Here is a 5,999-nt window from a genome sequence, read left to right as displayed (position 1 = left end):
CAATGAAATTGTTGCCTGGAAGCTATCTTCAAGAAATGATTTAGATTTGGTTTTAACTACATTACGTCAATTAGAAGGGAAGTCATTAACTACTAAGCCCCTTTTCCATTCAGATCAAGGGTTTCAATATACATCTAAATCCTACGCAAAACAGTTAGAGAAATTAGGATTTGTCGGTAGTCATTCTAGACGTGGAAACTGTTTTGATAATGCGTGTATCGAATCATTCTTCTCACATTTAAAAACAGAGAAGTTGTATTTAGTGTGCCCAAAAACATATGAAATGGCCTACCGAGCAATTCAAGAATATATTCAATTTTATAATACAGAAAGATTCCAAGAAAAACTTCACGGCCTTTCCCCGATAGAATATCGGGAAAAGGCCGTGGCATAATACTCTTTTTATTACTGTCTACTTGACAGGGAGATGACCACAAAGACTACTCTTGTTGTTTTTCTTTCTCCTCCTTTTCAATTTCAGATACTGATTTTTTAGGGTTTTTTATTAGTTTTCCAAGTTCTCCAGAACGTGTGAAATCATCTTCGAAATTTTCTGTAGTACTAATATAAGCTATAAAATACAATTCTTCATTATTGTTTATATAACCTTTTAATCTGGGAACACCCATTGGACTTACACTGTGTTCTTTAAATGTAATCGATTTTACATCTTGAATATTGTAATGAATATACTTTTCTACTCGTGCCTCTTGTGCCTTCCAAAACTTTTCTTCTTTTTCTTTTTGTTTTAAGTATTCCATAGTAAAATATCCTCCTGCTATAATACAAATAATGGATAAAATAATTACCAATTTCTTTTTCATTTAAAATCCCCTTGTATTTGAATATAGTTAAAATATACCATGAAATGAGTTGGAACATATGAGTGAGTTTAAAAAGAACACAATTGCGACAGATGAAGATTATTTCAAATTAGCAGATCATGTTTATGATGACGAAGTTTTAAAAAAAGGTACAGAAATAGAAGGTGTTGATGGAAAAACTTGGATAGTTATAGAATCAATAGATGCAGATTATCAAAAAGTAAAAAATGGATTAGAAGCTATCGCAGTAGTACCAGCAGACAAATATGATGAAAATGCAACACATTATGATGAGATAATCCTAGCATTTCGTGGGACAGAGCCTAACCAATTAGCAGATTTCGAAACAGATATCGATCAGATTACGTTTGGAATTAAAACACATTCTAAAGTAATTACTCCAAGTAACAGTCAAACTATAAAACCTGATTCTGAAACATCATTTGATACTGGATTAAAATGGGCAAAAAATGACATCGTAGCAAAATATACCCCTTATTCTCTTCATACTACTGGACATAGCAAAGGTGGTGCAGAAGCGGACCTTATCGCTGCAGAATTAGATTGTTATGCAACTACATGGGCTGCACCAAATCCTTATCGTTTGCTAAGTCCTGAAGCAAAAAAACGAGTAGATAGAGGGGAAATGGAAAACAAAGCTACGGATTATACACATGAGAATGATCCAATTGGTAACCATACTCAATTCGGTGCGCCTCTAATTGGTAAGCAATTTACAGTGAGACAGAACGATACAAAAGAAGATTTTTTTACACGTTTAACTATGGAAGGACACGGCAGAGATACATTTAGAGGAACATTTCATTCAAATGGAAGTCCCCTATTAAAATTAGAGCCTGAAGATATTATAAGACAAGCACAAAAAATTCAATTGCTCAGTAATCGATTATCAGATATCGCAAAAAATATAGAAGAGTTTCAAAGAAGAGAAGCTGAAGCGGTTCAAAAGTTGAAAAGTCAATTAAAATATGAAACAGGACCAGGTGGGAAATATCATCTATTAGAAGCATACGAAATAGATGAAGCCATCTCACGAATTGCCAAAACGAAAGAAGGTGGAAATGACTATTTTCACGATGTACACATAGCAGAAGAATTAATTCATCTTTTAAGAAAAGAACAAAAAAGTTTAAGTAGATTTGGGGATGAAATTAGTGATGCAGCAAATTCACTTAGGGATAAAGATAATCAATTAGCGGGGAATTTTCAGTTTAGATAAGGAGATAATTATATGATGGATTTTATGGGGGAAATTAAAAAGATAGAAAAGCAAATCGAAAGTGTTACAGGAGATTTAGCGAATCAGGTTGTTGATGAATTACAAGCTGCTAAAAAACAAATTGAAAAAGAAATGCAGCGTATGATGTTAAAAACAGAGGTAGAGTTTAAATCAATAGATATTATAAAAGAAGATACATATGCTCTTCAAAAAAACATAGGGATATTTCATGATTTACAAACAAATACAAGAGATATAGCATCAGAACTAGAGAAAAGTTTCGAAAGTAAAACTGGTAGTAAAATAAATGAAACATTAAAAAAATATGAAAAACAAATTAATAACAAAATTTTTAATGAGCATGTTCACTTAGCAAACAGTTGCGGAAAAAAATAAGGGAAATAGAAAAAAAGTCCTCTTAATATAGGACTCTTTTTTTGTTATTCCTGAAAGTAAACTTTTAAATATTAGTTTACTTTCAAATTATCTTAAACATTGAGTTCACACCAAATCTTCTGATACTCTCAAAATATAAAATAAAAGTATACATTCGAAGTATTATAAACAAAGAAGTTGAATCCCTCATAAGAAAAGATGAGTATCTCCTCACTATCGAGATACTCATCCAAAGAAAACATAAATTAACTATTAGTATTTAGCTCTTTACTGTATTTCTTTATAAAAAACGCCATTATTAACGTAATAATTCCTATACCTAAACCAAGTAATTGATCTAACGAAATTACATCACGAAAAATCCAACGTATAATAAATCCCACACTAAATACTAATACAAGTAAAAAACCAAAATATTTTAGTCCCTCATATACGTCTCCCATACCCAAACCCCTCTTAATTTTATAATTAATTCATCCATAAATATAAAATATTATTATTGATTTTGTTTTTCTCTTTCACCTACAACCCAAGCTACTAATAAAATTGAGCTAGTTGCTAACAATGCTGTAAAAACTCCCATTAAACATTTCTCCTTTTTACAAACATAATTAACCATATTATACCATAGTGATAATACTTACAAAGACTTAGTTACCATAACATCACTTATCGGGATTCAATGTATCTAGAAAAAACCCCTTCAGTTTACTTGCTGAAGGGGTTTCATATTTACATAATTATCGTTATTGGAAGTCGTTTTAAAATTCTACATGTTTACTTTTTTCTTGTTCTTACGAATAAACCACAACACCACAGTTAAAAATAATAAAAAAATCAGTAAAAAGAGCGGTATTTTTTGAATAAAGAAAAATCCTTTCCAAAAATCTAACCTAGTACTATCAGGAGAATCTGTTGCCATCCCACCTATAAAATAAGATAACGGAATGGTAAGTATATTTATCCCTAAACCGATCATTACGAATGATAGATTTTTACTCCAGATTTTTGGTAATGCAGCCATAATAAATAAAACTAATGCAGTACCAATTATAAGAAACAGTACTCCAAAATAAAATGCAAAATATAAAATAATCCCCATAATATCCCTCCAAGGCTTTAATTGTACCATCAATAAGGGTAATTTTGGTTGAATATGATATTTATAGAAAGTTAACATAACTTCTCATTATCGGTAGCGAAGAAAAAAGTGCCCCCTTAATCTCAGAAGGGATTCGCCTTTTTCTTTTTCTATGACTCTATGCATCTTTTTATACATCCCTATGGTTCCCGGTGTCCCCCTATTTTTTGCATAAAACTTTGTATACTCTTAGCGTGTTCTTTTCAAAAATGCTGGCCGTACCCCTCTTCAGGTGAAGCGCCTTAAATCATCTTTCCCTTATTTTCAAAAGGACCTGCTCATTTAATCCTTAAAAACATAAAGTAATTTGAATCCATTAAAATACATGAGTGACTCCTTATTTTTCTCCTACTCTTTAAAGGAGGAATTATTATGGGCTTTGGTGGTAGCTGCGGTGGCGGTTGTGGCTTTGCAGGAGGATTTGCTTTATTAGTTGTATTGTTTATTTTATTGATTATTGTTGGAGCTTCTTGCTTCTGCTAAAAACTATGGGAAAAGACACTCTTATTTGGGTGTATTTTCTTTTGTACATTAAAAAACTCACCATCCTACAGAAATGGCGAGATCCTTATATATTATTTAATATCTTGTTTTCTTTAATACTTTTCTTCTTGATTGAACATCTATAGATTCATAAAAAAATAACCAAAAATTATCACAGAAATTACAAGTCCCATAGCAGCACCTAATAATATTTGCCCATCAGTATCAGTCCAAAATTCTTTTAAATCTGCTTTTGCCTTTTTCCTATTTTCGCCTGTTGAAAATAGATATCGAATAGAATATATAACTAGTAAAAAGAATGACGTGATTATATCTATCATGACTTATGTACCTCCTAATATATATGTACCTTTAATTATCCAGTAATTTTCTTGCACTTTGTATCAGCCTGAGTAACTGAAATGCTTAGTTCAATAAAAGCCAAATGACAAAAATTACTCCTGTAACTGCTGCAGATCCCAAAAAACCTACCAACATTTTCCCCTCAGGACCATTAATAAGCTCTTTTAAAACTTCTTTTGCTATTCGCTGACCTTTACCACTTAAAGATATCGAAAGAATAAAGAATATTACCACTAATACAAATGAAGAAATTATTAGCTCCATGACTTGTGTACCTCCCTAATATATGTTCGCTATTAATTAACCAATAATTTCCTTAGACATTATATCGGCTAGAGTACATGGAAGTATAACAAATTATTTTTATATTTAAATGTATTAATCGTTACCATATTAATACATGGTAGTTCAAGTCGGAGGAAGGCGCCTTATGGCGTCTTTTTTCTATTTTCAAAAGGACCTGCTCAATTAATTCTTAAAAACATAAGGTAAAGTGAACCCATTAAAATCCATGGAATGAACCCTAGTTTTACCCTCTAATCTAAAGGAGGCACTATTGTTATGGGATATAGTGGTAGTTGTGGCGAAGGCTGCGGTTTCGCTGGAGGATTCGCTTTATTAGTTGTATTGTTTATTTTATTAATCATTATCGGATGCAGTTGCTTCTGCTAAAAAACTATTGGAAAAGGCACCCTTATATGGGCGCCTTTTTGTATATTAAAAACCTCCCTATTTCCGTAGGCAGGCTAAATGTGATTTTGCACAATTGAGTTATAGCAAAATCATTTATATTGAAAGTAATGAAAATTAACTTAGTAATCCTAATACCTTAATAATCTCAATTGTTTTATTATCTTTTATTTTAAAATAAAGCCTTTTCCCTATACGTTCACTAATTACAATATTTCCAAAGGCTAATTTACGCAAATGTTGTACAATCAAATCCTCTGTAATTCTTGTTTGCTTACTTAAATCAGAAACTGACAACGATCCATATGTAATCAATTTACAAACAATTGATAAGCGAGTAGAATTCCCTAATAACCCTAAAACTTTTATACTTTCGGTATAGAAACTAAAATCCATATGAAAAGCATGTAACAGATTTTCCAACCTCCTAAAATAAGATGAATATCAACCAAAATATCTTAACATAAAAATAGTAAAAAACACCCTAAAATATACCAAATAATCATTGAGAAAAATGTTACTTGAATGGGAGTCCAATACATATTATTAAAATTAATGTGTATTGGACTTTCCATCCTCAATGAATGGAAAGTAGAGATGCTTCAATTATATACCGATCTGGAGCGTCTCCTATATAGTCAAAAGGATAACAAGTTGTTAATGTTAATGTTGGCTCACTTTTTTCTACAATAACTGTTCGATCTTCTGAATCTGTTATCCAATGCTTGTTAATTTCATATGTATATGTTTTATTTTCATATTCCACGATAAGTTGGTCATTTTCCTTTAATTGACCAAGCTCGGTAAAAACAGTATCTCTATGTCCACTTAAAACTGTATGACCATTTCCAGATGGTGTAGT

Annotated in this window: 12 protein-coding genes; 5 read left to right on the top strand and 7 right to left on the bottom strand. The window is 31.3% G+C overall.

Translation table 11 applies throughout. The features are described 5' to 3' along the window. A partial coding sequence (locus BAQ53_RS04505; RefSeq protein WP_208906524.1) for an IS3 family transposase occupies positions 1-394 on the top strand: 394 nt, incomplete at its 5' end. Positions 395-440: 46 nt separating this feature from the next. Here the strand turns inward: BAQ53_RS04505 and BAQ53_RS04500 are convergent. Then, complete coding sequence (locus tag BAQ53_RS04500) at positions 441-824, bottom strand: DUF1433 domain-containing protein (RefSeq protein ID WP_000728336.1); 384 nt, start codon at positions 822-824, stop codon at positions 441-443. A 58-nt stretch (positions 825-882) separates the two neighbouring features. On the opposite strand from BAQ53_RS04500, the gene BAQ53_RS04495 reads away from it, so the two are divergent. Beyond that, positions 883-2,064 carry an alpha/beta hydrolase family protein gene (locus BAQ53_RS04495; RefSeq protein ID WP_001288657.1) on the top strand — a complete coding sequence of 394 codons (1,182 nt, stop codon included), beginning with the start codon at positions 883-885 and terminating at the stop codon, positions 2,062-2,064. 12 nt (positions 2,065-2,076) lie between these two features. Continuing rightward, positions 2,077-2,460, top strand: a complete 384-nt coding sequence (locus BAQ53_RS04490; RefSeq protein WP_208906523.1) for a hypothetical protein — start codon at positions 2,077-2,079, stop codon at positions 2,458-2,460. A 245-nt stretch (positions 2,461-2,705) separates the two neighbouring features. On the opposite strand, the gene BAQ53_RS04485 is transcribed toward BAQ53_RS04490, so the two are convergent. Continuing rightward, positions 2,706-2,903: a hypothetical protein gene (locus tag BAQ53_RS04485; protein ID WP_208906522.1), complete on the bottom strand. Its 198-nt coding sequence runs from the start codon at positions 2,901-2,903 to the stop codon at positions 2,706-2,708. A gap of 326 nt (positions 2,904-3,229) precedes the next feature. Next, a complete protein-coding gene (locus BAQ53_RS04480) occupies positions 3,230-3,562 on the bottom strand; it encodes a hypothetical protein (RefSeq protein WP_000511403.1) in 333 nt (110 codons plus the stop codon). 411 nt (positions 3,563-3,973) lie between these two features. On the opposite strand from BAQ53_RS04480, the gene BAQ53_RS04475 reads away from it, so the two are divergent. Beyond that, positions 3,974-4,084: a YjcZ family sporulation protein gene (locus tag BAQ53_RS04475; protein ID WP_000505681.1), complete on the top strand. Its 111-nt coding sequence runs from the start codon at positions 3,974-3,976 to the stop codon at positions 4,082-4,084. 140 nt (positions 4,085-4,224) lie between these two features. Here BAQ53_RS04475 and BAQ53_RS04470 read toward each other — a convergent pair whose 3' ends face one another. Next, positions 4,225-4,425 carry a hypothetical protein gene (locus tag BAQ53_RS04470; protein WP_000565427.1) on the bottom strand — a complete coding sequence of 67 codons (201 nt, stop codon included), beginning with the start codon at positions 4,423-4,425 and terminating at the stop codon, positions 4,225-4,227. Positions 4,426-4,510: 85 nt separating this feature from the next. Continuing rightward, positions 4,511-4,711: a hypothetical protein gene (locus BAQ53_RS04465; protein ID WP_208906521.1), complete on the bottom strand. Its 201-nt coding sequence runs from the start codon at positions 4,709-4,711 to the stop codon at positions 4,511-4,513. Between the two features lie 297 nt (positions 4,712-5,008). Between BAQ53_RS04465 and BAQ53_RS04460 the strand changes: the two genes are divergently transcribed. Then, the gene (locus BAQ53_RS04460) at positions 5,009-5,119 is read left to right on the top strand and encodes a YjcZ family sporulation protein (RefSeq protein ID WP_000542355.1); all 111 of its coding nucleotides are present in this window, start codon (positions 5,009-5,011) and stop codon (positions 5,117-5,119) included. A gap of 135 nt (positions 5,120-5,254) precedes the next feature. On the opposite strand, the gene BAQ53_RS04455 is transcribed toward BAQ53_RS04460, so the two are convergent. Further along, positions 5,255-5,533: an ArsR/SmtB family transcription factor gene (locus tag BAQ53_RS04455; protein ID WP_000347623.1), complete on the bottom strand. Its 279-nt coding sequence runs from the start codon at positions 5,531-5,533 to the stop codon at positions 5,255-5,257. Between the two features lie 181 nt (positions 5,534-5,714). Beyond that, on the bottom strand, positions 5,715-5,999 hold a 285-nt coding region (locus BAQ53_RS26560; RefSeq protein WP_426865361.1), incomplete at its 5' end, for a sortase.

The organism is Bacillus sp. B25(2016b), assembly GCF_001679765.1.
Taxonomy (GTDB): domain Bacteria; phylum Bacillota; class Bacilli; order Bacillales; family Bacillaceae_G; genus Bacillus_A; species Bacillus_A thuringiensis_K.
This window is presented reverse-complemented; position numbering and strand designations above follow the sequence as displayed.

Coding starts and splice junctions, on each gene's coding strand:
- BAQ53_RS04500 (WP_000728336.1), bottom strand. CDS start 824: ATGAAAAAGAAATTGGTAATTATTTTATCCATTATTTGTATTATAGCA.
- BAQ53_RS04495 (WP_001288657.1), top strand. CDS start 883: ATGAGTGAGTTTAAAAAGAACACAATTGCGACAGATGAAGATTATTTC.
- BAQ53_RS04470 (WP_000565427.1), bottom strand. CDS start 4,425: ATGATAGATATAATCACGTCATTCTTTTTACTAGTTATATATTCTATT.
- BAQ53_RS04460 (WP_000542355.1), top strand. CDS start 5,009: ATGGGATATAGTGGTAGTTGTGGCGAAGGCTGCGGTTTCGCTGGAGGA.
- BAQ53_RS04490 (WP_208906523.1), top strand. CDS start 2,077: ATGATGGATTTTATGGGGGAAATTAAAAAGATAGAAAAGCAAATCGAA.
- BAQ53_RS04465 (WP_208906521.1), bottom strand. CDS start 4,711: ATGGAGCTAATAATTTCTTCATTTGTATTAGTGGTAATATTCTTTATT.
- BAQ53_RS04480 (WP_000511403.1), bottom strand. CDS start 3,562: ATGGGGATTATTTTATATTTTGCATTTTATTTTGGAGTACTGTTTCTT.
- BAQ53_RS04485 (WP_208906522.1), bottom strand. CDS start 2,903: ATGGGAGACGTATATGAGGGACTAAAATATTTTGGTTTTTTACTTGTA.
- BAQ53_RS04455 (WP_000347623.1), bottom strand. CDS start 5,533: ATGGATTTTAGTTTCTATACCGAAAGTATAAAAGTTTTAGGGTTATTA.
- BAQ53_RS04475 (WP_000505681.1), top strand. CDS start 3,974: ATGGGCTTTGGTGGTAGCTGCGGTGGCGGTTGTGGCTTTGCAGGAGGA.